Below are 20,324 nucleotides of genomic sequence, written 5' to 3' on the forward strand. Positions count from 1 at the left end.
CAAGCCTGAATTCGTTGAGATAGCAACATGTCGCCCAAAGCGCCGATCACTCAAGATGTCATGACCATCCCTCGCAAATTGCCCGAGGGGAAGATCAACCTTGTAGGGTTGACCCGTGATCAGTTGCGTGACGCTCTGATCGAACATGGCACGCCGGAAAAGCAGGCCAAGATGCGGACCGGGCAGATCTGGCAGTGGATCTATCAATGGGGCGTGCGCGATTTTGCCGAGATGACCAACCTCGCCAAAGCGTATCGTGCGCAACTGGCTGAGAATTTCGTTGTGGAAATCCCCGAGGTCGTGACCCGGCAGGTGTCCGAGGACGGCACGCGCAAGTATCTGTGCCGCATCGCGGGTGGCCATGAGGTTGAGGTTGTCTACATCCCCGAAGAGGATCGCGGGACGCTGTGCATCTCGTCTCAGGTTGGCTGCACGCTGACCTGTTCCTTCTGCCACACGGGCACGCAGAAACTGGTGCGCAACCTGACGGCTGCGGAAATCGTCGGTCAGGTGATGATGGCCCGCGATGATCTGGAAGAATGGCCCGTTCCCGGCGCGCCCAAGGATGAAACCCGCCTTCTGTCGAACATCGTTCTGATGGGCATGGGTGAGCCGCTGTATAACTTCGAAAACGTCCGTGATGCGATGAAGATTGCGATGGATCCCGAAGGGATTTCCCTGTCGCGCCGTCGGATCACCCTGTCGACGTCTGGCGTAGTGCCAGAAATTGCGCGTACGGCCGAGGAAATCGGTTGCCTGCTGGCGATCTCGTTCCACGCGACCACGAATGAAACCCGCGACGTTCTGGTGCCCATCAACAAGCGTTGGAACATTGAGGAGCTGCTGCAGGCATTGGCAAACTATCCCAAAGTGTCGAATTCCGAGCGGATCACCTTTGAATACGTGATGCTGGATGGCGTGAACGACAGTGACGAAGATGCGCATCGCCTGATCGACCACATCAAAAGTCACAACATTCCCGCCAAGATCAACCTGATCCCGTTCAACGAATGGCCCGGGGCGCCTTATAAGCGCAGCTCGAATAACCGCATTCGGGCGTTTGCGAATATTATTTATCAGGCGGGCTATGCCTCTCCCATTCGCAAAACACGGGGTGAGGATATTATGGCGGCTTGTGGTCAGTTAAAATCGGCCACAGAGCGTGCGCGCAAGTCGCGCAAGCAGATCGAAGCCGAAGCGGGATTGCAGAGCTAATACACGCAACTTTCGTGCAAACTACGCCAAGAAATTAATGTTCTGGCCGCTGTTATTTGTATGCACAATTTGATATGTTTTGTGGGCTGAAACCGGCTGCCTAGGCCTCACGCTTGCGCACAAAGCAGTGAGAGTCGCATTCCGGTCGTGGCGCGTTTGTTCATGGCCGCTATCATTTTAGACGAAACTTGCGGCGTTCAGGCGAACCTTTTGAACCAGGTGGGCCAAATAAATGTTTGTACGATTTTCAAGACTGTTTCCGACATCTATTGCGGCTTTGTTTGTGGTGGGGCTTGCTGCGCATCAGGCTGTCGCTCAATCCAGTGGTGAGGATGCTCACCTTGCCATAGAAAATCCTGCCAAGCTGTCCAAAGAAGAAGCCCTAGGCGTCTACAAGTCCCTGCAGCGCCGGATGGAGCGGGGCTATGCCGCCGCGCAGCTGGATTTGTTGATGAATTATCAGGCATGGCCGCTGTTCAACGACGCGCCTTACATCTCGGCAACCCATGGGCAGCGCTATGTGAACAGCTACGCCAACCGCATGGCGCACAACTATGGCACTTTGGCCGAGGGTGAAAAGCTACCGATGGGGTCAGTGCTGGCCAAGGACAGCGTCACAGTCACGGACGAGGGCAATGTCCATCCCGGTGCCCTGTTCGTGATGGAAAAACTGGCCCAAGGCACCAACCCGGAAACTGCGGACTGGCGCTATATAATGGTGATGCCGGATGGGTCCCTGTTTGGTGACACGATGGGCGCGCGTTCGGACGCTGTCGTCTATTGCCATGATTGTCACGAAGCGGTGGCTGATCGGGATTACACTTTCTTTGTTCCCGAAGAGTATGTTGTCGGCAACTAAGCGCGGGTCATTCGCGACCGAATCGCGCCGTTCCGATCACCTTGATCAATGTCTGACGCACCGGCTCCGGTTGCGTTTCTACCGCATTCAGAACCTCTCGTAACTCGGCCCGAAGGCCGTGCATCTGGTCGATCAGTGAGATCATCATCGACAGCGCATCAGGCTCCATCTCGTATTGGTCGTGCAGCTCGCACGCCAGCTCCAGCCGCGCAACGTCAAGGGTGTGATACACCAGCCCCTGCTCGGTTTGCTCGGGAATGACGATTTCGGCAGCCAGGTATTCGGTCAGGCGGGTCGAGGTCAGGCGGGTGACGGTTGCGATCAGCTGCTCTTCGGTCAGGGTGCGGGTCATGACGGCATTCCTTTCCGCGGATCATAGCTGTGGGTTTCGCGCCATGTCTCCATGAATTGCTTCAGATCATCATCAATTTGGTCCGGCATGGACACGGTCAGTTCGATCAACTGATCCCCGCGATCAGACGAGCCGCGCTTCTTAACTCCCTTGCCACGCAAGCGCAGGGTTTTACCGCTGCTGGTGCCAGCCGGGACACTGACATTGACGCCACCGTCAATCGTGGGGGCAGGAACCTTGCCACCCAGAATGGCCTCATCGATCGTGATCGGTAGTGTGATATGAATATCGTCGCCCTTGCGATCAAAGACCGGATGCTTTGCCACTGACACAGTGACCAAAGCATCGCCGGGCGGGCCTTCGCCAAAACCCGGATCGCCTTTGCCGCGCAGGCGGATGGTTTGTCCATCGGTGATGCCCGCAGGAATCTTCACCTCGATCCGGTCACCATCTGGCAGCGTCAGCTTTTGGCTGGCGCCGAACACCGCGTCCAGAAAACTGATCTGCAGATTGTAAGCGCGATTGTGGCCCGGCGCGTGGAATTCGTGCGTGCGCTGTTGGTATCCTCCGCGGCCCCGCATGAATTCGGCAAAGATGTCTGACATGTCATCGGGGTCTGCTGCGCGCCCACGATAAGGATTCCCGGCGGCCTCGGCATATTCGCGATAATACTGCTGCTGGGGACGTTCCTGACCCGAGGCATCAATCTCACCACTATCGTACCGCGCGCGCGTGTCCGGGTCTTTCAATAGGTCATAGGCCGACGCCGCGTCTTTGAACTTTGCCTCTGCCTCGGCATCCCCGGGCTTGAGATCCGGGTGGCATTCTTTTGCAATGCGCCGATATGCCTTTTTGATCTCGGCGGCGCTGGCGTCTTTGGCGACGCCAAGGATGGTATAGGGATCGTCGCTCATCTCACCTCTCGCGGGTCGGTCTGAACAGAATGAATGTGTTTTATCATGCGATTTCAATGACCCAAAAGGAAGTGGCTTTTGAAACCGCTCGCAAATTCCTTCGGGTCTGTTAACATCTGCATGTTTCTAACTGATCACTCACGGAGAACCCCATGACGCGCAGAATCAAGTCCGCACTGGCCCTTTTGGTCGGCAATGCCATAGGGCTACTGCTTGCGACGCTGTTATTGTCGGGGTTTGCGATCAAACCGATTTCATTCATCGTCGTGGTGATCGTGTTCACTCTGGTGCAGGTGGTAGCCGAGCCGCTAATCCTGAAACTGGGTGAAAAAAAAGCCCCCTCGATCAAAGGTGGGATTGCCTTGATCGTGACGTTTGTCGGCCTGTTGGTGACCGATCTGATTACGGCCGGGTTGACCGTTGGCGGCGTTGCCAACCTGTTGGCGGCGACTCTGCTGGTTTGGCTAGGCGCACTGATCGCCAGCATTGTGCTGCCGATCTATGTGTTCACCGAACTGCGCGAGCCTAAGAAGAAATCATAACGCGTTCAGGCAGGTTTCCATCGCCTGCCACAGTTCATCCGTTGGTTCGCAACCTATTGAAAGACGGATAAAGGCCGGATCGACGTCATCGCCCCAGCGTGCGCGTCGTTCGGCTGAACTGTGAACACCGCCGAACGATGTGGCCGGTCGCAGCATCGGGCAGGTGTTGATGAAAGTTTCGGCCTTTTCCTCGGTCTCTAACGTGATCGACAACAAGAACCCGAACCGGGACGTCTGCGCTTTGGCCAGAGCATAGGACGGGTCATCCGACAGGCCGGGATAGCGGATCTGTTTCACGGCCTCATGTTCTGCCAACCGTTCCGCGAGCACTTGCGCCGATGCACACATCCGGTCGAAACGAACGTCCAGCGTTTCCAACCCGCGATGCAGCAGCCATGCCTCATGCGGGCCAGGGATCGCGCCGGAAACGCGCCGCCATTCTTCGACCCGTTCCATGATCTGCGCGTTGCGGCTGGCGACATGACCCATTAGCAGGTCCGAATGTCCGCCCATTGCCTTGGTATCCGAAGCGACGACCACGTCGATGCCCAAATCCAACGGGCGTTGACCCAATGGGGTCATCGTTGTGTTGTCGGCAATCGTGAGACCGCCCGCCGCGCGAACGGCAGTGGCGATCGCGGGCAGGTCCATCATATCCAGACCGGGGTTCGAGGGGCTTTCCAAAAAGACCACGTCAAACCCGTCGAACCCGCCTTCTGCGAACGCCGTCGTCGGACGCTCAGTAACGGAGACGCTCAGATTGGATAGGAACCGATCGGCCAGCAATCGTGTGACATAATACCCGTCCGAGGGGATCAGGATATGGGACCCGGCTTTGACCGTCGCGAACAAAGCCGCAGAGATCGCCCCCATACCTGACGGAAAGGTCAGACAGGGCGCTTCTTCCAAATGTGCCAGCACATGTTCCAGATGCACCCATGTCGGGTTGTCGACCCGACCATAGGTCGGATGCCCGTCCGGTGCGCCGGGCAGATGGTACATGCTGCTTTGCGTCAGTGGCAGGGCCACCGGATCGCCCTTGTTCAGCGCGTTCCCGCGCAGGTGCAACATCTCACCGGTCTTTGGCGGCTTCATGTCTCAGCGCCCCGGAATTTCATCGCGGGGTGGGGCCGGTTCCCAGTTTTCAATAATATCGACCGCCTCTTGCGCGGTATCCACGAAGCGGAACAGGTCGAGATCCTCGTCCGAGATCGTGCCCGCATCGGCCAGCGCCTCCCAGTTGATGACTTTCTCCCAGAACTCACGGCCAAACAACAGGAAGGGCACACGCTCCATCCGGCCGGTTTGGATCAGCGTCAGGGATTCGAACAGCTCGTCCATCGTGCCGAAGCCGCCGGGGAAAATGGTGATGGCGCGGGCGCGCATCAGGAAATGCATCTTGCGGATGGCGAAATAGTGGAAGTTAAAGCTGAGATCGGGCGTTACATACAGGTTCGGCGCCTGCTCGTGCGGCAGCACAATATTCAGGCCAATCGAACAACCGCCAGCATCCTGGGCACCGCGATTTCCGGCCTCCATCACGCCCGGGCCACCGCCGGTGACGATCACGTTCTCGCGGCAGCCGGTTTCATTGGATTTTTCGGTCATCAGACGGGCGAATTCCCGCGCTTCGTCGTAATATTGCGACAGGTTGGCCAGCGTCTGGGTTCGCGCGGTGTGTTTCTGCGACGGCTCAGGAATGCGTGCGCCGCCGAACATGACGATGGTCGAGGTGATCTCGCGCTCGGTCATGATCATCTCGGGCTTCAGCAACTCCAGCTGCAAACGCACGGGGCGTAGCTCATCCCGACATAGGAAATCATCGTCTGCGAAGGCAAGGCGATAGGCGGGTGAGCGCGTCTGCGGCGTGTCCGGCACCTCGCTCGCGGTCGAGCGGTCAGTCTGAGCGTCGCGGAAAGGGCTGAGGCGGTCTTCTCTCATGGGTGATGGTTCCCTGCTTGCGTGTTCATAAAACAGCTATAGGGTTCGCAGGCAGAGTGCCAGTCACGGAAGAACAAGAATGAATTGGAAGAGTGAAATTTCCGCCGCCGCCGAACGGATCAATGGGTATGCGCAGGTGACCCCGGTGATTGAAAGCCGCGTGCCCGGATTGGATCATCCGGTCGAAATGAAGCTGGAGCACATGCAGCATACTGGCAGCTTCAAGGCGCGTGGGGCGTTTAATACGCTGCTCAGTTTGGACGTGCCCGAGGCTGGCGTTGTGGCAGCATCTGGCGGCAATCATGGTGCGGCGGCGGCGTATGCGGCACAAACGCTGGGGTATCCGGCCAAGATTTTCGTGCCAGACCTTGCCGGACCATCCAAGATCGCCCTGATTGAACAGACGGGCGCAGATCTGACAGTTGTACAGGGTGAATACGCGAACGCGCTGAGCGAGGCCAAAGCGCATGAGGCTGCGACCGGGGCGATGCAAATCCACGCCTATGATGCACCGGCAACCGTAGCAGGGCAGGGCACGTGTTTTGCCGAATGGGAGGCACAGGGGCTGCAGGCTGACACCATTCTGGTTGCTGTGGGCGGCGGTGGTCTGATTGGCGGGGCTTTGGGTTGGTTTGATGGCGCGCGCAAGGTCGTTGCGGTCGAACCAGAAACCTCCTGCGCGCTGAACGCGGCGCTGCAGGCGGGTGAACCGGTGGATGTCTCGGTCTCGGGGATTGCAGCCAACGCGCTGGGTGCGCGGCGGATCGGAGGGATTTGTTTCGACCTTGCGCAAGGAATGACATCTGTTCTTGTCTCAGACGAGGCGATTACCGACGCGCAAAAGGCTCTGTGGCAGACCCATCGCATATTGGTCGAACCGGCCGGGGCGACCGCGTTGGCGGCTTTGACCTCAGGTGTTTACGAGCCAGAACCAGACGAACGCGTGGCGGTTCTGGTGTGCGGGGGAAATATTGCGCCGGACCCGTTGATGGAGTGAATTATCGACTTGTGGAAGGTGGTTAAGGATTTTATCGATAATTTATGACCACTACGATCGCCGACACAATTTACCAAAACCTTAGACAGAAGATTATCACCGGCGAATTGCTTGCCGGTGAAAAGCTGCGTCAGGATCACATCGCGCGGGCATTTGAGACTAGCCATGTACCGGTGCGCGAAGCTTTGCTGCGTCTGGAAGCGCACGGGTTGGCCCAAAGTGAGTCGCGCCGCGGTATGCGTGTTTCGGCGCTGGACCCGGCAGAAGTGCGCGAAGTGGTTGAAATGCGCGTCGCGTTGGAATCCCTAGCCTTGCAGCATTCGGTACAGAATATGACCCCCGCCGCGCTGAAAGAGGCGGATGATGCTCGGATCGCCTGTGATGCTGCGCAAACGATGCCCGAGTGGGAAGCGTGCAACCGTACCTTTCATCGCTCGATCCTGACACCTTGCGGGTTGCCACGCCTGCTGCATGCAATCGATGACCTTCATATCGCCGGCGCGCGCCACCTGTTTGCCCATTGGCGCCCCAAGTGGGTACACCGTGCGGATGGTGACCACGCAGCCATCGTTCAGGCGCTCAAGCGCAAGGACGCGGCCACGGCGACGGCCATTCTGACGCGCCATATCCGCCGCGCAAGCTGATCACAGGTCAAGCTAGCCGCAAATCGTACCTTCTGCGTCGCATTGCACCGCGAGATGCAGTTGCGTATAGGCCAAACAAACGTGAACAGATTCTGCAGGGAGCCATCCGATGTCCAACGCGCAACTGGAAACCGCTATCGAAGCCGCCTGGGAGGCGCGAGACACCATCACGCCCGCCACCACCGGCGAACAACGTGAAGCGATCGAAGACACGCTGAACGCGCTGGACAGCGGCACGTTGCGGGTTGCTGAAAAGCCGGAGAGCGGTGATTGGCATGTGAACCAGTGGGCCAAGAAGGCGGTTCTGCTGGGCTTCCGCATCAAGGATATGGAAATCCAGACCGGTGGTCCGCAGGACGGCGGCTGGTGGGACAAGGTGGACAGCAAGTTCGCCGGTTGGGGTGAAAACCAGTGGCGTGCCGCTGGTTTCCGCGCGGTGCCGAACTGTGTTGTGCGAAAATCGGCCTATGTCGCACCCGGCGTGGTTCTGATGCCGTCCTTCGTGAACCTGGGCGCCTATGTCGACGAAGGCACCATGGTCGACACTTGGGCCACCGTTGGTTCCTGCGCGCAGATTGGTAAAAACGTACACCTGTCAGGCGGTGTTGGCATCGGCGGAGTTTTGGAGCCAATGCAGGCTGGCCCGACAATCATCGAAGACAATTGCTTTATCGGCGCACGCTCTGAAGTGGTCGAAGGCTGTATCGTCCGCGAAGGTTCGGTTCTGGGGATGGGTGTCTTCATCGGCAAGTCGACCAAGATCGTGGATCGCGAAACCGGTGAAGTTATGTATGGCGAAGTGCCGCCCTATTCGGTTGTTGTCGCGGGCTCGATGCCATCCAAGAACAACGTCAACCTGTATTGCGCCGTGATCGTAAAGCGCGTGGACGAGAAGACCCGTTCGAAAACCGGGATCAACGAACTGCTGCGCGACTAAAGCAAGTGCAGGTATGAAACGGGGCTGTGGCGTATCTCGCTGCAGCCCTTTTTGTTTATCCTTTGATTGGATAGCGGTCGGGTTCCTCGAATACGTCGATCACCCGCGAGCCCGCCTTGATTTTTCCGCCATGTTCCACGCCCGACGGAATCGAATAGCTGTCGCCGGGTCGATAGGTCTTAGTCTCTCTACCGATTGTCAGTTCAACCTCGCCCTCGACCACCGTGCCCCATTGCGCCTTGTGTGAATGCGGTGGCAGTTCGAAATCTTTGAGGAACGTGAAGAACGCGACCAAACCCGCATCTGACCGGATGACGGCGGTTTGCACCACGTCCTCGGGGAATGGGACGTCGAGGCTTGGGAAGTCTGTGATGAAATCTGGGTAGGCCATGAAAAATCCTTTGCAGTTTGAAATGGGTTTTCGCGCGTACTATGGACGCGCTTGCAGCTTCCCGCAATTCCCGGCTGCTTGACCACGGACAGGCGCGCGGCTATGGCCCCCTGCATGGAAAAGCAAAAGAAACCGTCCCGTCAGCAAGTTTATACATTGCTCGTTCAGATTGGCCGCAAAGAAGGCGACGGTCTGCCCGAAGGTGCGACCGGAGCAGCGCTGATGTGTTTTGCTAGCGGCGTGGATGAGGCTGAAGCGGTGCGTGAAACCGTGGCGATCCTGAAACAGGCCGACACTGCGCCACTGGACGTCACCGGCTATGGAACTCTGGCCGAGCGTGAGGCGCAGGGGCACGACATCGACCCGGACGAACGCGACCTGATGCAGCGGGCCTTGGACGAAAACGCCGTTATCGTGGCGCAAATGACGCCGTTTTTCGGGGATGAAGAACCGGCTTAGTTCCGGACCCCGAACCATTTGCGATAAATCTCGTCATAGGTGCCGTCTTCGCGCAGCGCCAACAGGGCCTGGTTCACGTCCTCGACCAATGGTGATCCGGTCGGGAACGCGATCCCGTAATTCTCTCGCAGAAAAACACCGCCAGTCATCGATGCGATCCGACGTCCTTCATGCGCCGCGTAATAGGACAGGATCGGCGCGTCAAAGACAACGGCGTCCAACTCCTTATCCTGGAATGCGGTCAGCACATCATCCAGGTTTTCATAACCGGAAAACTCGATCTCGCGTCGGTTCAGGAAGTTTGCGGCAGTCGAGTTCGAGATTGTGCCCACCTGTTTGCCATAAAGATCGTTGACCGAGTTCACGTTGCCGCTGATGGCATCCACGGTCATGACCGACGTGATCCGCGCCGTGAAGACCGATACGATGAACAGTGAGGACACAACCAGAACCACGCCCAGCAAACGTCCGAACGGAGTGCGCGGCATGCGTTCCTCGAACCCGCCGTTGACCACAAGATTCAGCGCCCACCAGAAAGAAGGGAACCATGCCTCATTCAGCTTGCGGTCGAAATACGGCTGGGCCCGACGCTCAAACCCCCACATCAGCATCCCGCCGCCAAGCAGGATCGCAAAGGCCAGACCAATGGCAATGAACAGCTCGACAGACAGCAAAGCGTGTAGCAGCGAAGGTCTGCGGGCTGCATCCGATGGCACCATGATCTGCAGGCCGGCCTCGAATATGGGCTGACTGAAGTCCATCTGTGTTTCGCGCGCAGCCGTGATCGAGATATTGGCCACAGCCATGTCGGCTGTTCCGTTCTGCACGGCATCTAGCATGCCGCCGAACGCCTCGACCCGGTTGACTGAGTAATCCCAGTTCAGAGCCTCAGCCAGAGCCTGCAGTAGGTCCATGGAAAAACCAGTTTGGGTCCCGTCCTCGACATAGGAAAACGGGGGGCGGGTCACGGTTGTGACCGAAAGCGTCTGCGCCTGGCTTTGCTGTGCAAGAACGGCGAAAGTCAGGCAGATCCAAACGAGAAGCGCACGTATCATCGTCAATTCACCTGTTTCGCGGCCCTCTAACGCAGATTTGAAAGGCACGGCAAGGTGGCCGCAAGGTAAACCGCCATGTTTTATTGGGGTGTCATTTCAAGACTCGCGAAAAAAAGCGCCCGGAAACCAGTGGCGAGGGGTTGGCAATTGGTCCAATTCGTTGAATCTGTGCACGATCCCGCGATTGAACCAACCAAAAGGGCCCAGAAATGACAGATCCGGTGAAGTTGACGGCGGACCTGATCCGTTGCCCATCAGTCACACCTGAGGAAGGCGGCGCGCTTGTGTTGCTGGAGCAGGTATTGTCGGCGGCAGGCTTTGATTGCACCCGTGTGGACCGGGGTGATGTTAGCAATCTGTATGCGCGCTGGGGGTCGAAAGCGCATCCGCGCAGCTTTGGATTCAACGGACATACCGATGTTGTACCGGTCGGAGATGAGGCGGCCTGGACGATGCCCCCGTTCGGCGCAGAAATCCGCGAAGGCGTGATGTACGGGCGCGGGACCACGGATATGAAATCCGGCGTGGCAGCCTTTGCGGCGGCCGCTGTGGACTTCGTGCGTGACACACCACCGGATGGGGCGATCATTCTTGCGATCACGGGCGACGAAGAGGGTGACGCCGTGGATGGCACAACGGCACTGCTTGATTACATGTCTGAGGTCGGGGAGCGCATGTCCGCCTGTTTGGTGGGAGAGCCGACCTGTCCCAACACAATGGGCGAGATGATGAAGATCGGGCGGCGCGGCTCGATGACCGCCTGGTTCACGGTAACCGGGGTACAGGGACATTCGGCTTATCCGCATCGGGCCAAGAACCCTTTGCCGGCTATGGCGCGGTTGATGCATCAATTGGCCAGCCACGAACTGGACCAGGGATCGGACCATTTCGATGCCTCAACCCTGGCTGTTGTGAACATTGATACGGGCAACGCAGCTACCAACGTGATCCCGGCGCAATGTACCGGAGCCGTGAATATCCGCTTTAACGATCTGCACTCGGGCGCCAGCATCAGTGAGTGGTTGCAGGCCGAAGCCAAAGCCGTGGCTGAAACCTACGATGTCGCGATCGACGTCCGGATCAAGATCTCAGGCGAGAGCTTTCTGACCCCGCCCGGCCCCCTGTCTGATCTGGTCGCGAAAGCGGTCGAGACCGAAACCGGTGTGCGCCCCGAGATGTCGACAACAGGTGGCACATCTGATGCGCGGTTTGTCAAAGACCATTGCCCAGTGGTTGAGTTCGGCCTTGTTGGCCGAACGATGCATCAGGTCGATGAATGCGTCGAGGTGGCGCAGATTGAACAGCTCAAGGCGATCTACACGCGTATCCTTCAGGACTATTTCGCCTGAACCATGCAGCGCACATTGGTCATCATGGTGAAAGAACCCCGCCCGGGTCGGGTCAAGACACGGTTGGGGCGCGACATCGGCATGGTTGGTGCCGCGTGGTGGTTCCGCCATCAGACACGCGCGCTGATCCGGCGATTGCGGGACCCACGCTGGCAGATAGTGCTGGCCGTCGCTCCGGATCGAGAAGGCCTGACCAGCCGCATCTGGCCCGTTGATCTGCCCCGCGCGGCGCAAGGGCGCGGTGATCTGGGCGACCGCATGGGGCGAATGCTGCGCGGCATGCCGCGGGGACCGGTCTGTCTGATTGGCGCGGACATTCCCGGGATCACATCGCAGCATGTCGCACGGGCCTTCAAGGAATTGGGGCGGTCGCAATTCGTTTTTGGCCCTGCGCCGGACGGGGGCTATTGGCTGGTAGGGGCCCAACGATACGGGGCGTTGCCGAACAACTTGTTTCGCAATGTGCGCTGGTCTACCGAAACCGCCCTGGCCGACACTCTGGCTTCGGTTCCGGGGTGTCGTGTCGGATTGCTGGACCATCTGCGCGATGTTGACACGGTGGCAGACCTGAACCCCTGAGCTTTTTGATCATGACGCCGTCGCATACCCATGATAGGCCGGAAGTATGACTCGGATACCCACCAAGCAGGAGGTCCTCGATTGGATCTCGGCGAACCCCACCCTGACCTCGAAACGCGATATCGCTAAAGCCTTTGGTATCAAGGGCGCGGACCGGATCGATCTGAAACGCATTCTGAAAGAGCTAGAGGCCGAGGGGCATCTGGAAAAGCGCAAGCGCAGCTATCGCGACCCGGACCGCCTGCCACCGGTCAGCGTGCTGCAGGTGAAGGCTCCGAATGCGGATGGCGACCTGTTCGCGCGGCCTTTGGAATGGCATGGCGAAGGCGTCGAGCCCATTGTTCTGATCATCACCCGCGCCAGCGATCCTGCATTGGGAGAGGGCGACCGAATTCTGGCCCGCCTGACGGTGGTGCATGAGGAAGACCACAATTACGAGGCACGACTGATCCGCCGTATCGGAACCAACCCGCGCAAGATCGTCGGCATCTTTCGCAAAGGGGCCGAAGGCGGTCGGATCGTGCCAATCGACAAAGCCGGGCAGACCGAATGGCTGGTTGCGGACGGTGCCGTACTGGGTGCGAAGGACGGCGAGCTTGTCGAAGCCGAACAGGCCGGGCCAAAGAACCGCATGGGTTTGCCGCGTGCGCGTATCGTGGAACGGCTGGGCGATCCGTCTGCACCCAAGGCCGTTTCGCTGATCGCCATCCACCAGCATGGCATTCCGGATGATTTCCCCGACAAGGTGATTGACGAAGCTGACAAGGCCAAACCCGTGGGGCTGAAAGGCCGCGAAGATCTGCGGAACATGCCGCTGCTGACCATCGATCCGTCAGACGCGCGCGATCATGATGACGCCTGTTATGCCCATGCCGACGATGACCCCAAGAACCCTGGCGGGCATGTGATCTGGGTCGCCATCGCCGACGTTGCCGCCTATGTGCAGCCCGGTACCGCGCTGGATCGTGAGGCGCGCAAGCGCGGCAACTCCAGCTACTTCCCGGATCGGGTGGTGCCAATGCTGCCGGATCGCCTCTCTGGAGACCTGTGTTCGCTGCACGAAGGCGTTCCGCGCGCCTGTATCGCTGTGCGGATGCAGATCGATGCGGATGGAAACAAGATTGGTCATCGCTTTGTACGTGGTCTGATGCGTTCGGCCGCCTCGCTGCACTATGCCGAAGTACAAGACGCTATCGACGGCAATACAAATGACCGCACTGGGCTTTTGTTGGAACCTGTTTTGAAGCCGCTCTACTCCGCCTATGCCGCGCTCAAGAAAGCGCGGGCGGAACGGCAACCATTGGAGCTGGATTTGCCCGAACGCAAGATCGTTCTCGGCGACGCGGGCGAGGTTCAAAGTGTGGCCTTCCGTGACCGGCTAGATGCGCACAAGCTGATCGAGGAGTTTATGATCCTCGCCAATGTCGCCGCCGCCGAGACATTGATCGCCAAGCGCCGCCCGTTGCTGTTCCGCGTGCACGAAGAACCCGCGCCAGAGAAGCTGGAAAGCCTGCGAGAGACTGCTCAGGCTGCTGGGTTGAATTTGGCTAAGGGGCAGGTCCTGCAGACCCGACACCTGAATGCGCTGTTGAACGCGGCCGCCGGGACCGAGGATGCAGAGCTGATCAACCTTTCAACTCTGCGCTCGATGGCACAGGCTTATTACAATCCCGAGAATTTCGGCCATTTCGGGTTGGCGTTGCGCAACTATGCGCATTTCACCTCGCCCATCCGCCGTTACGCGGACCTGATCGTGCACCGGGCGCTGATCACGGCGCATGGCTGGGGTGACGACGGGTTGACCGAGGATGAAATCGCGCGACTCGATGAAACGGCAACGCATATCTCGGACACCGAGCGCCGCTCGATGATGGCCGAGCGTGATACGACGGATCGCTATCTGGCCGCCTATCTGAGCGAGCGCGTGGGCAATGAGTTCAGCGGTCGTATCAGCGGCATTGCCCGGTTCGGCGCCTTTGTGAAGATGGATGAAACTGGCGCGGACGGCCTGGTGCCCGTCCGGTCACTGGGGCGCGAGTTTTTCCATTTCGACCGCGAAGCCGGCACGCTGATGGGATCAGACACCGGTTTGATCATCGCCATCGGTCAGCGTGTCACCGTGCGCCTGACCGAGGCCACGCCCGTTACCGGCGGGCTCGAGCTGGAGCTGCTGTCCATCGATGATCAGGCCCTGCCGCGCGGAGGCGGGCCCGCTAAGCGGGGGGGCGCACGGCGCAAGGCGGTCAGTACCAAGCGCAAGAAGGACAAGATCAAGCGCAAGGTCGAACGCAAACGTCGTCAAAGGTGATAGGTCAGCGCCCGTGCGATAAGCCAGCCATGCCGGGTTTCATCAATCTGATCCGGGTTATCAAACAAGATGGCCCGGTTGCCATCGATCCGATCTTCGCCCGGAAAAGCAGTGGTGAAATCACCCATTAGTCGGCTCTGACAATGCACGAACAGTGCAAAGGATGCCGCTTTGTGCCCGCCCAGCCGGATGGTTGACCCTTTGGGCGCCAGGTAGGCGGGTTGACCCCACCGCAGTGCTTCATTCAATGGCTGGGCTTTAGGCAAAGTCCCGGCTGTTGAAAACACCAGTTCACGCAAAGCAATCACGCCCGAACGCGTATATTCGGGGAATGCTTCAAAGGCGGCCTGAACGGCGGGATCATTAAATGGTGTCATGCAGCGGTATCGCCTGTTCCATTCGGTCGATGTAATCGTTGAGCAGCCTATCCTGTTTGATCCGCCGGGTCAGCGGGGTTTCCGCTGGTGTCGCGCGCATTGCGGCCAGCATTGGCCCAACGCTCATATCTGCCGAGGTCGGCTTGTCACCCAGAAGGTAGGGTGATTGCCATAGATAGGCGGATACCGCTTCAAGGTCCCGCTCTAGCCGATCCCGTCGCTCGACAGGTGAGAAACGGGCGACACCCTGGAACCCCAGGCCCTGAACAACCTTTTTCCGGATGGAGTTCGAAACAGGTGTGCGGATCAAAGCGGGAATGACCGAAAAGAAAGTGTCGCGCAGAATTGGCCAGACCTCGTCATTGGCCCATCTGTCCATCACGACCTGAAAATAGATATGTTCCTCTGCCATGCGGATCAGCGTCCGTGCCTGCGCCTTTTGTATGTCGCTTAGCCCAGCGTCGAAGTTTGCGCCCTGCGCCTCAAGCCAATCGCGAATAAGGTCGCTGTCCGGGACAAGACGCTCGGGCGTACGCAGAACAGGAAGCTTTTGATGGGGCATTTTGCGGGGGTCCAGCATATCGGACCGCTGCCAGCGCTGGCCCGCCCGCTCCAGCATATATGCGGCTTTGACGCAGAAGGGGCTGGCGCTGAACAGGCCGAAAGCAGAAGGGTAGATCAAAAGGGTCAGCATCGGGGGCTCCATTATCAGGGATGCCCGAGGGATACCTTTGCCTGATGACAGTTTCTGTCATCAGGTCTAGATTAACCTGCATTATGTCCCGAACCGCCCGTCTGTTCCAATTGATGCAAGCCTTGCGCTCTGGCCCTTCGCCAAGAACGTCCCAACAACTGGCGCAGGATCTGGGCGTGTCGCCGCGCACCGTTCATCGCGATATTGAGTCGTTACGCGGGCTTGGGGCGGTGATCGACGGTGAGGCCGGTTTTGGCTTTACCCTGATCGAAGACGCAACACTGCCGCCGCTTGGATTCACAGATGATGAGCTTGAAGCGCTGGTGTTGGGGTTGCGAGAGGTTCAGGCCATTGGCGACCCCGGTTTAGCGGATGCGGCGGGCAATGCGTTACGAAAACTTCAGGGACGCCTACCGCAGCGCCAGTCGCACCGCCTGACACATGCCGTGTTGACAGCGACGCGATTTGATCGCCCGGCCAAGCCCACCATCACGGTCGGGGACTTGCGACAAGCCACGTGGGATGAGCGCACGATCGAGTTCGCCTACACGGACGCCAAGGGCGATGACACCCGTCGTAAGGTGAACCCGCTGAGTATCGTCTATATGGATCGCTCCAACGTTCTGATTTCCTGGTGCCATCTGAGGCAGGATTTCCGCGTCTTTCGGCTGGACCGGATACGCGAAATGTCCTTGACAGATGAAAGCTTTAGGCCGAACCGTATCCCTTTGTTGCGCGAGGCCCTTGCCCAGATCCGCGCACAGCACAAAGCAAAAGATCGCGAAGGGTCAAGCTGAACGCTTTGGAAAATTCCAATTCTGCGGTATTCTGAGGTTGAGCAGAAACCAGGAAAATTCGGAATGCGTAAATGCATAGGTGGCGTTATGACCGCCGCATTATGGGCATCCATTGTGCAGGCGGAATCTATCAATACTCTGGGCGGGTCACAGGCCATACAGCTGGCGTCAGCTGGCGTGGCGATATCCATCCGGCCAGTTTTACGACCCTCAGCTAAGGAGTATCGGGTGTCGACCGAAGGAAACGCGCGGTTTCAGGCGTGGCTTGGAGCATTTCGTGAGCGGGCGTCCGAGCAGGGGATAACAGCCTCTACGCTGGACGGTTCGCTGGCGGGTTTGACCTACGATAAGGACGTGATCAGGCGCGACCGCAACCAGGCAGAGTTTTCGAAACCCATTTGGGAGTATTTGGATTCTGCAGTCTCAGACACGCGCATCAGAAACGGCCGGGCGGGGTTGGAGCGCCATCGCGAAGCACTGACCCGCATCGAAGCCAAGTACGGTGTCGAAAAAGAGGTCGTGACAGCGATCTGGGGGCTTGAGACGTCGTTTGGAACGTTTCGGGGCAACGACCACACCATCCGATCTCTGGCAACTTTGGCGTTTGACGCACGGCGCGCGCAATTCTTCGAAACCCAGTTGATCGCCGCATTGCAGATCATTCAGGAGGGCGACGTCAGCCCGCGCAATATGGTGGGTAGCTGGGCTGGGGCGATGGGGCATACGCAGTTCATGCCAACCTCATTTCTGGACCACGCAGTTGATTTCGACGGGGATGGGCGGCGCGATATCTGGTCGGACGATCCAACCGATGCGCTGGCCTCGGCCGCCGCCTATCTGGCGCGGCATGGGTGGACCAAGGGGCAGCCGTGGGGCGTTGAGGTGACCCTGCCCAAAGTGTTCGACTATTCCACCGCAAGGCGGGATCACACATTGATGCCCTCACAATGGGCCGCACGTGGCGTGGTGGCGGCGAGTGGCGCCCACATTTCGGATCACGGACAAGCGGCAATTCTGTTACCCGCCGGAGGGCGGGGCGTCGCGCTGATGATCTTCGACAATTTCAAGGTGATTGAGAAATACAACGGTGCCGACGCCTATGTGATCGGGATAGGACACCTGTCTGACCGTCTTGCCGGACGGGGGGCGTTCCAAACCGAATGGCCGCGTGGTGACCGGGTGTTGAGTTTCACCGAGAAAAAGGAATTGCAATCCCGCCTGACCGAGGCTGGCTTTGATACCCAAGGCGTCGACGGGCGCACAGGGCCAAACACAGTCAAAGCTGTTCGGGCGTATCAATTGGCGCAGGGGTTGCTGCCAGACGGATACGCCAGTCTGAAGCTCTTGGAAGCGTTGCGGTGACAATGTAGGGGCGTTGATCTATTGCCTGGGTATGCACTGCGGATACTCTCTCAGGTATTGGCTGTGCAACCTCCCGACTACCGGCACTCACTACGATAGACGGGAGGTGGACCCAGCAGAAGAGCGGGTCGCGACGCCGGTGGAGGTAATACAATTAACCGAGTCGCATTCGCATACTTGAATCTGAATTACATCAAATCAAGATATTTATCGCGCGATAAATTTTTGGTTGTCGCGCGATACAAAATTACTTCTTTTTGCCGCTCGATTTGATCGAATCTAGTTGTGTTCAGGAATTGAGCTGTATCGATTGACGGGCAATTGCAACTCAGAAAGTGGGAAGGGGCGCATCCAGTGCGCCCCTTAAACCAGAATAGTAGCAATCTGGGCTATGACGCCGCCTTCATCAGACCCTGCGCGATGATCTCGGCCTGCGCCTCGTCCAGTGACTTGTGAATCCGCACGAACATCTCGTCGATTTCCGCAGGGGTCAGGACCAGCGGGGGTGAGATGATCATCCGGTCACCCACATGGCGCATGATCAGGTTGTTGGCAAAACAGCGGTCGCGGCAGATGTAGCCGACCGTACCGGGCTCGGACGCGAATTTGGCGCGGCTGGCCTTGTCCGGCGTCAACGCGATCGAGGCCATCATGCCGACGATCTTGGCCTCACCGACGAGTGGATGATCGGCCAGGGCCTCCCATTTCTCTTTCAGATAGGGGGCGGCCACGTCGCGGACGTGGTCGACGATGCATTCTTCTTCGAGGATGCGCAGATTCTCTAGCGCGACAGCCGCCGCAACCGGGTGGCCGGAATAGGTATAGCCGTGATTGAACTCGGTGCCGCCGATCACCTCGGCAATCTCGTCATTCACGATGGATCCACCGATGGGCGCGTAACCCGAGCTGAGTCCCTTGGCGATTGTCATGATATGCGGTTTGATACCAACGGTTTCGGACCCGAACCAGTTGCCTGTGCGTCCAAAGCCGCAGATCACCTCATCGGCGATCAACAGGATATCGTATTTGTCGCAAATGCGCTGGATCTCGGGCCAGTAGGTATCGGGGGCAACGATCACCCCGCCCGCACCCTGCACGGGTTCGGCAATAAAGGCTGCGACACGGTCTTCGCCCAGTTCCAGAATGGCTTCTTCCAGCTCACGCGCGCGGGCCAGGCCAAATTCTTCCGGCGCCATGTCGCCGCCTTCTGCCCACCAGTTCGGCTGGTTGATGTGGTGGATGTTCGGGATTGGGATGCCGCCTTGCGCATGCATGCCCGCCATACCGCCCAGCGAGGCCGAACCGACAGAGGACCCGTGATAGGCATTGTGGCGGCTGATGATGATGTTCTTGTCGGGCTGACCCTTCTCAGCCCAATAAGTGCGAACCAGACGAATGTTGGTGTCATTTGCCTCGGACCCGCCCGCCGCGAAGAACACGTGGTTCAGATTCCCCGGCGCCAGTTCCGCAATCTTGGCAGCCAAAGCGATGGCCGGAATATGGGTCGTTTTGAAGAACGTGTTGTAATAGGGCAGTTCACGCATCTGACGGGCCGCAACGTCGGCCAGCTCATCGCGACCGTAACCGATATTGACGCACCAAAGACCCGCCATGGCGTCCAGAATCTCTTCGCCTTCGCTATCGGTCAGGTACACGCCTTTGGCACGAGTGATGACACGCGCACCTTCCTCGCCCAATGATCCGTTGGCCGAAAACGGGTGCATATGATGCGCCGCATCCAGCGCCTGCAATTCGGCGGTTGGCATGTGATTGGTGATGGTCGACATCAGAGAATCTCCTGCAAAAGGCGGTTACCTGTCACAATATGATCAAATTTTTTGCTGTCAATCGAATCGACGTGAATCAGGCGCGGATCAAAGCGTCCGACATCAATTCCATACCCTGCTCAATGTCCTGAGCGGTTGCTTTCGCCACCTTTTCCGCATCTTTCGCCCGCAAGCTTGCGATGATGTCCTTGTGTCGATCCGGCAGGCTATGTGTTCCGAATCGTCCGCAAACAACGCGTAGTGAGGGGCCGAACCGCAGCCAAAGCCTCTCGGCTAGATCGTTGAGAATTGGAGCATCCGCATGCGCATAGAGCGTTTCATGAAACTGGTGGTTCAAGCGCAAATAACCACTGACGTCGCCGTCTGTGATGGTCTGATCCAATCGCTGATCAAGCTTCTCGAGCTGATCGACATCAGCAGGCTTTAGATTCGCGGTTGCCCGTCTGGAAAGCTCTGATTCTATTGATATTCTGGCAAAAATCATCTGCTCGACATCGGTGCCCGACAACAAAGGCACGGAGACGCGCCGATTGCCCTGAAACACCAGCGCGCCGTCCGAAATCAGCCGCCGGATCGCCTCGCGGACGGGGGTCATTCCAACCCCGAGCGATTCGGTCAAACCCTGTATCGTGACGGGTTGTCCCGGGACCAGATCACCGTACATGATCTGCGATCTCAGGGTTTGGTACACCTGTTCATGCGCCGGTCTTTTTCCCTCATCCACCTTCGAGCTGGATGCTTTATTTTTGATCAAATCCAAGTGGT

Annotated in this window: 22 protein-coding genes; 12 read left to right on the plus strand and 10 right to left on the minus strand. The window is 58.4% G+C overall.

Going from position 1 to position 20,324, the window contains the following annotated elements; translation table 11 throughout:
- Positions 1-27: 27 nt before the first annotated feature.
- On the plus strand, positions 28-1,215 hold the full coding sequence (gene rlmN / locus AC2FJC_RS09650; protein ID WP_496739336.1) for a dual-specificity RNA methyltransferase RlmN: 1,188 nt from the start codon (positions 28-30) through the stop codon (positions 1,213-1,215).
- 232 nt (positions 1,216-1,447) lie between these two features.
- The gene (locus tag AC2FJC_RS09655; RefSeq protein WP_496739337.1) at positions 1,448-2,074 is read left to right on the plus strand and encodes a cytochrome P460 family protein; all 627 of its coding nucleotides are present in this window, start codon (positions 1,448-1,450) and stop codon (positions 2,072-2,074) included.
- 7 nt (positions 2,075-2,081) lie between these two features.
- On the opposite strand, the gene AC2FJC_RS09660 is transcribed toward AC2FJC_RS09655, so the two are convergent.
- Together AC2FJC_RS09660 and AC2FJC_RS09665 are read right to left on the minus strand one after the other, a co-directional pair.
- Positions 2,082-2,426 (minus strand): hypothetical protein, encoded by a 345-nt coding sequence (locus AC2FJC_RS09660; RefSeq protein WP_496739338.1) that lies wholly within the window; start codon positions 2,424-2,426, stop codon positions 2,082-2,084.
- Entirely contained in the window at positions 2,423-3,340 is a 918-nt protein-coding gene (locus AC2FJC_RS09665) for a DnaJ C-terminal domain-containing protein (protein WP_496739339.1), read from the minus strand. Before AC2FJC_RS09665 ends, AC2FJC_RS09660 begins: the two co-directional genes overlap by 4 nt.
- Before the next feature lie 152 nt (positions 3,341-3,492).
- Between AC2FJC_RS09665 and AC2FJC_RS09670 the strand changes: the two genes are divergently transcribed.
- Positions 3,493-3,882, plus strand: coding sequence for a hypothetical protein (locus AC2FJC_RS09670; RefSeq protein ID WP_496739340.1), 390 nt, complete (start codon positions 3,493-3,495; stop codon positions 3,880-3,882).
- Here AC2FJC_RS09670 and AC2FJC_RS09675 read toward each other — a convergent pair.
- Together AC2FJC_RS09675 and AC2FJC_RS09680 are read right to left on the minus strand one after the other, a co-directional pair.
- On the minus strand, positions 3,877-4,977 hold the full coding sequence (locus tag AC2FJC_RS09675; RefSeq protein WP_496739341.1) for a cystathionine gamma-lyase: 1,101 nt from the start codon (positions 4,975-4,977) through the stop codon (positions 3,877-3,879). The genes AC2FJC_RS09670 and AC2FJC_RS09675 overlap by 6 nt on opposite strands.
- A 3-nt stretch (positions 4,978-4,980) precedes the next feature.
- The gene (locus tag AC2FJC_RS09680) at positions 4,981-5,823 is read right to left on the minus strand and encodes an LOG family protein (protein ID WP_170417358.1); all 843 of its coding nucleotides are present in this window, start codon (positions 5,821-5,823) and stop codon (positions 4,981-4,983) included.
- Positions 5,824-5,902: 79 nt separating this feature from the next.
- Between AC2FJC_RS09680 and AC2FJC_RS09685 the strand changes: the two genes are divergently transcribed.
- The 3 genes from AC2FJC_RS09685 (at position 5,903) to dapD (ending at position 8,401) form a co-directional block, all read left to right on the plus strand.
- Positions 5,903-6,820 carry a threonine/serine dehydratase gene (locus AC2FJC_RS09685; protein ID WP_496739342.1) on the plus strand — a complete coding sequence of 306 codons (918 nt, stop codon included), beginning with the start codon at positions 5,903-5,905 and terminating at the stop codon, positions 6,818-6,820.
- Between the two features lie 44 nt (positions 6,821-6,864).
- Complete coding sequence (locus AC2FJC_RS09690; protein ID WP_496739343.1) at positions 6,865-7,464, plus strand: GntR family transcriptional regulator; 600 nt, start codon at positions 6,865-6,867, stop codon at positions 7,462-7,464.
- A 109-nt stretch (positions 7,465-7,573) separates the two neighbouring features.
- Complete coding sequence (dapD, locus tag AC2FJC_RS09695; RefSeq protein WP_496739344.1) at positions 7,574-8,401, plus strand: 2,3,4,5-tetrahydropyridine-2,6-dicarboxylate N-succinyltransferase; 828 nt, start codon at positions 7,574-7,576, stop codon at positions 8,399-8,401.
- Between the two features lie 55 nt (positions 8,402-8,456).
- Here the strand turns inward: dapD and AC2FJC_RS09700 are convergent, their stop codons facing one another.
- On the minus strand, positions 8,457-8,792 hold the full coding sequence (locus AC2FJC_RS09700; protein WP_496739345.1) for a cupin domain-containing protein: 336 nt from the start codon (positions 8,790-8,792) through the stop codon (positions 8,457-8,459).
- Between the two features lie 114 nt (positions 8,793-8,906).
- On the opposite strand from AC2FJC_RS09700, the gene AC2FJC_RS09705 reads away from it, so the two are divergent.
- Positions 8,907-9,251 (plus strand): DUF8846 family protein, encoded by a 345-nt coding sequence (locus AC2FJC_RS09705; protein WP_058279829.1) that lies wholly within the window; start codon positions 8,907-8,909, stop codon positions 9,249-9,251.
- Here the strand turns inward: AC2FJC_RS09705 and AC2FJC_RS09710 are convergent.
- Complete coding sequence (locus AC2FJC_RS09710; RefSeq protein ID WP_496739346.1) at positions 9,248-10,306, minus strand: transporter substrate-binding domain-containing protein; 1,059 nt, start codon at positions 10,304-10,306, stop codon at positions 9,248-9,250. The two genes, AC2FJC_RS09705 and AC2FJC_RS09710, sit on opposite strands and share 4 nt — an antisense overlap.
- 209 nt (positions 10,307-10,515) lie before the next feature.
- Here AC2FJC_RS09710 and dapE point away from each other — a divergent pair, with 209 nt between their 5' ends.
- From dapE to rnr, 3 genes are read left to right on the plus strand one after another with little or no spacing between them, the layout of a single operon-like run.
- Complete coding sequence (gene dapE / locus AC2FJC_RS09715) at positions 10,516-11,655, plus strand: succinyl-diaminopimelate desuccinylase (protein WP_496739347.1); 1,140 nt, start codon at positions 10,516-10,518, stop codon at positions 11,653-11,655.
- 3 nt (positions 11,656-11,658) lie between these two features.
- Positions 11,659-12,234 carry a TIGR04282 family arsenosugar biosynthesis glycosyltransferase gene (locus AC2FJC_RS09720; protein ID WP_496739348.1) on the plus strand — a complete coding sequence of 192 codons (576 nt, stop codon included), beginning with the start codon at positions 11,659-11,661 and terminating at the stop codon, positions 12,232-12,234.
- Between the two features lie 46 nt (positions 12,235-12,280).
- Positions 12,281-14,542 (plus strand): ribonuclease R, encoded by a 2,262-nt coding sequence (rnr, locus tag AC2FJC_RS09725; RefSeq protein ID WP_496739349.1) that lies wholly within the window; start codon positions 12,281-12,283, stop codon positions 14,540-14,542.
- Here rnr and AC2FJC_RS09730 read toward each other — a convergent pair.
- Together AC2FJC_RS09730 and AC2FJC_RS09735 are read right to left on the minus strand one after the other, a co-directional pair.
- Positions 14,533-14,919, minus strand: a complete 387-nt coding sequence (locus AC2FJC_RS09730) for a DUF1801 domain-containing protein (RefSeq protein WP_496739350.1) — start codon at positions 14,917-14,919, stop codon at positions 14,533-14,535. The genes rnr and AC2FJC_RS09730 overlap by 10 nt on opposite strands.
- Positions 14,906-15,613 carry a glutathione S-transferase family protein gene (locus tag AC2FJC_RS09735; protein WP_496739351.1) on the minus strand — a complete coding sequence of 236 codons (708 nt, stop codon included), beginning with the start codon at positions 15,611-15,613 and terminating at the stop codon, positions 14,906-14,908. Before AC2FJC_RS09735 ends, AC2FJC_RS09730 begins: the two co-directional genes overlap by 14 nt.
- 83 nt (positions 15,614-15,696) lie before the next feature.
- Here AC2FJC_RS09735 and AC2FJC_RS09740 point away from each other — a divergent pair, with 83 nt between their 5' ends.
- Positions 15,697-16,410 (plus strand): helix-turn-helix transcriptional regulator, encoded by a 714-nt coding sequence (locus AC2FJC_RS09740; RefSeq protein ID WP_496739352.1) that lies wholly within the window; start codon positions 15,697-15,699, stop codon positions 16,408-16,410.
- A 63-nt stretch (positions 16,411-16,473) separates the two neighbouring features.
- Positions 16,474-17,772, plus strand: coding sequence for a lytic murein transglycosylase (locus tag AC2FJC_RS09745; protein ID WP_496739353.1), 1,299 nt, complete (start codon positions 16,474-16,476; stop codon positions 17,770-17,772).
- A gap of 389 nt (positions 17,773-18,161) precedes the next feature.
- Here the strand turns inward: AC2FJC_RS09745 and AC2FJC_RS09750 are convergent, their stop codons facing one another.
- Positions 18,162-19,559, minus strand: coding sequence for an aspartate aminotransferase family protein (locus AC2FJC_RS09750; RefSeq protein ID WP_496739354.1), 1,398 nt, complete (start codon positions 19,557-19,559; stop codon positions 18,162-18,164).
- 76 nt (positions 19,560-19,635) lie between these two features.
- Positions 19,636-20,319: a GntR family transcriptional regulator gene (locus tag AC2FJC_RS09755; protein ID WP_496739355.1), complete on the minus strand. Its 684-nt coding sequence runs from the start codon at positions 20,317-20,319 to the stop codon at positions 19,636-19,638.
- Positions 20,320-20,324: the final 5 nt, after the last annotated feature.

Source organism: Ruegeria sp. CDSB117 (assembly GCF_059611005.1).

Coding starts and splice junctions, on each gene's coding strand:
- rlmN (WP_496739336.1), top strand. CDS start 28: ATGTCGCCCAAAGCGCCGATCACTCAAGATGTCATGACCATCCCTCGC.
- AC2FJC_RS09655 (WP_496739337.1), top strand. CDS start 1,448: ATGTTTGTACGATTTTCAAGACTGTTTCCGACATCTATTGCGGCTTTG.
- AC2FJC_RS09660 (WP_496739338.1), bottom strand. CDS start 2,426: ATGACCCGCACCCTGACCGAAGAGCAGCTGATCGCAACCGTCACCCGC.
- AC2FJC_RS09665 (WP_496739339.1), bottom strand. CDS start 3,340: ATGAGCGACGATCCCTATACCATCCTTGGCGTCGCCAAAGACGCCAGC.
- AC2FJC_RS09670 (WP_496739340.1), top strand. CDS start 3,493: ATGACGCGCAGAATCAAGTCCGCACTGGCCCTTTTGGTCGGCAATGCC.
- AC2FJC_RS09675 (WP_496739341.1), bottom strand. CDS start 4,977: ATGAAGCCGCCAAAGACCGGTGAGATGTTGCACCTGCGCGGGAACGCG.
- AC2FJC_RS09680 (WP_170417358.1), bottom strand. CDS start 5,823: ATGAGAGAAGACCGCCTCAGCCCTTTCCGCGACGCTCAGACTGACCGC.
- AC2FJC_RS09685 (WP_496739342.1), top strand. CDS start 5,903: ATGAATTGGAAGAGTGAAATTTCCGCCGCCGCCGAACGGATCAATGGG.
- AC2FJC_RS09690 (WP_496739343.1), top strand. CDS start 6,865: ATGACCACTACGATCGCCGACACAATTTACCAAAACCTTAGACAGAAG.
- dapD (WP_496739344.1), top strand. CDS start 7,574: ATGTCCAACGCGCAACTGGAAACCGCTATCGAAGCCGCCTGGGAGGCG.
- AC2FJC_RS09700 (WP_496739345.1), bottom strand. CDS start 8,792: ATGGCCTACCCAGATTTCATCACAGACTTCCCAAGCCTCGACGTCCCA.
- AC2FJC_RS09705 (WP_058279829.1), top strand. CDS start 8,907: ATGGAAAAGCAAAAGAAACCGTCCCGTCAGCAAGTTTATACATTGCTC.
- AC2FJC_RS09710 (WP_496739346.1), bottom strand. CDS start 10,306: ATGATACGTGCGCTTCTCGTTTGGATCTGCCTGACTTTCGCCGTTCTT.
- dapE (WP_496739347.1), top strand. CDS start 10,516: ATGACAGATCCGGTGAAGTTGACGGCGGACCTGATCCGTTGCCCATCA.
- AC2FJC_RS09720 (WP_496739348.1), top strand. CDS start 11,659: ATGCAGCGCACATTGGTCATCATGGTGAAAGAACCCCGCCCGGGTCGG.
- rnr (WP_496739349.1), top strand. CDS start 12,281: ATGACTCGGATACCCACCAAGCAGGAGGTCCTCGATTGGATCTCGGCG.
- AC2FJC_RS09730 (WP_496739350.1), bottom strand. CDS start 14,919: ATGACACCATTTAATGATCCCGCCGTTCAGGCCGCCTTTGAAGCATTC.
- AC2FJC_RS09735 (WP_496739351.1), bottom strand. CDS start 15,613: ATGCTGACCCTTTTGATCTACCCTTCTGCTTTCGGCCTGTTCAGCGCC.
- AC2FJC_RS09740 (WP_496739352.1), top strand. CDS start 15,697: ATGTCCCGAACCGCCCGTCTGTTCCAATTGATGCAAGCCTTGCGCTCT.
- AC2FJC_RS09745 (WP_496739353.1), top strand. CDS start 16,474: ATGCGTAAATGCATAGGTGGCGTTATGACCGCCGCATTATGGGCATCC.
- AC2FJC_RS09750 (WP_496739354.1), bottom strand. CDS start 19,559: ATGTCGACCATCACCAATCACATGCCAACCGCCGAATTGCAGGCGCTG.